Here is a 1808-nt window from a genome sequence, read left to right on the forward strand (position 1 = left end):
AAGGACCAGCAGCGTGCTTACCTGAGAACCTTGCCGGCCCACATCCGATTGGAGTTCCAGTTGAATAATGACAAGCTAAATGTTTTGCTCGTGCACGGCAGTCCGAGAAAGGTAAATGAATATTTATTTGAAGACCGGGACGAAAAAAGTATGCTGCGTATTATGGAACAAGCAGATGCTGACGTAATGTGTTTCGGCCATACACATAAACCTTACCATAGAGTTCTTCCTACTGAAATTACAGAGGATGTTCATTACAGGCATGCAATCAATATCGGTTCGGTTGGTAAACCCAAAGACGCAGATCCGCGCGGTGGATACGTTTTACTTACGATAAATGAAAACAGCTCTGTAAAAGATAAGGATAGCATCCAGGTTGAATTCATCCGCTTTGATTATGAAATAGAAAAGGCTGCTAAAGCTGTTGAAGACAGCCCGTTGCCCAATGAATACGCTGATATGCTTCGTAACGCTTAATATGAAAATCGCATTCTTTTCCGATATACATGCCAACCTTCCGGCGTTTGAAGCTATGCTTCAGGATATGGACCAGCAAAAGCCTGATTCCGTATATTGCCTGGGTGACCTCATAGGTTATCACATCTGGCCGAATGAAGTAATCGCTGAAATTCGCAGGCGTAATATTGCGACCATTGCCGGTAACCACGACCTAAAAGTTCATGGCCTGGAGACAACAGAGCAGGACCTCAAAGAAGGCGGCAAGAAATATGCTTACCATATTATCAATGACGGTAACAGATCTTATTTAAAAAGCCTGCCGGCACACATTAAATTAGAATACCAGCAAAACAGTGATAAGTTAAACCTGGTATTGGCGCATGGTAGTACACGAAAGGTTGATGAGTATGTATTGGCTGATACAGATGAAGCTTATGTTTTAGACATGATGCTGGAAGCTGACGCCGACTTGTTATTTGTAGGACATTCCCATAAGCCTTATCATAGGGTTATCCAGGCCGCCGATAATAAGTTCAAACATGTCATCAATACCGGTTCTGTAGGCAAACCCAAAGATGGCGACCCAAGAGGTTGTTATGTTCTGGTCACGCTTAGTGAAGAAAGCTCAGCCTTGAACAGCGAAAGCATCCAGATAGAATTCAGGCGCTTTGACTATGATATTGAAAAAGCTGCTATTACCTTGGAACAAAGCTTGTTGCCTTCTTCCCTAGCCGATATGCTTAGGCTGGCTTATTAATGGTGCTAAATATTCATTTCAGGGTTAGCGAAATCTGGAGATCTTAAGTATTTAAGTATTTGCTTAAATGCTTAAGATATTTTAATTTTGTGCAATCGTTAAAATATGAGTACAGCAAACCAATGTATCCGGGAAAAGGCAGACCCGGTTCAAATCAAAGCGTGTAAGGAAAAATTGAAGGATAAGGAAGTTCCATTTTCCCAATTATCCGCAATTCTGTCCTTGGCGGGAAGTGATGTTCGTTTAAAATTGCTTTACTTGCTCGATCGGGAAAAGCAGTTATGTCCCTGTGATCTCAGTGATATACTTGAAATCAGTATTCCGGCGGTTTCTCAGCATTTGCGCAAGCTTAAAGATGGCACCATAGTTGATTTTCGAAAGGAAGGCCAAACTATTTACTACTCGTTAAATAAAGTACATTTAAAGTTGCTCCAACCGTTTTTTAGTATAATAAACAAGGAGTTTTAAACCGGATAACATGAGCAAACCAATAAATAATACAAAACTTTTAGGATCAGGTATAATACTTGCTTTGGCTTCATCACTCTGTTGTATCGGCCCATTGTTGGCACTATTTGGTGCCGCAGGTGGC

The 1808-nt window shown here is 41.3% G+C and carries 3 protein-coding genes; all 3 read left to right on the forward strand.

Annotated features, from left to right (window positions below):
- The coding region (locus tag B2X72_RS19655) for a metallophosphoesterase family protein (RefSeq protein ID WP_286851187.1) at window positions 1-477 on the forward strand (477 nt) is incomplete at its 5' end.
- A gap of 1 nt (window position 478) precedes the next feature.
- Window positions 479-1216 (forward strand): metallophosphoesterase family protein, encoded by a 738-nt coding sequence (locus tag B2X72_RS19660; protein WP_070569793.1) that lies wholly within the window; start codon window positions 479-481, stop codon window positions 1214-1216.
- 105 nt (window positions 1217-1321) lie between these two features.
- Entirely contained in the window at window positions 1322-1684 is a 363-nt protein-coding gene (locus B2X72_RS19665) for an ArsR/SmtB family transcription factor (protein ID WP_070569791.1), read from the forward strand.
- The last annotated feature ends 124 nt before the right edge of the window (window positions 1685-1808 follow it).

This window comes from Sphingobacterium sp. UBA7253, from assembly GCF_002472745.1.
Taxonomy (GTDB): Bacteria; Bacteroidota; Bacteroidia; order Sphingobacteriales; family Sphingobacteriaceae; genus Sphingobacterium; species Sphingobacterium siyangense.

Bases quoted from the DNA above. Each gene is read 5' to 3' on its own strand.
- B2X72_RS19665 (WP_070569791.1), top strand. From the start codon at position 1,322: ATGAGTACAGCAAACCAATGTATCCGGGAAAAGGCAGACCCGGTTCAA.
- B2X72_RS19660 (WP_070569793.1), top strand. From the start codon at position 479: ATGAAAATCGCATTCTTTTCCGATATACATGCCAACCTTCCGGCGTTT.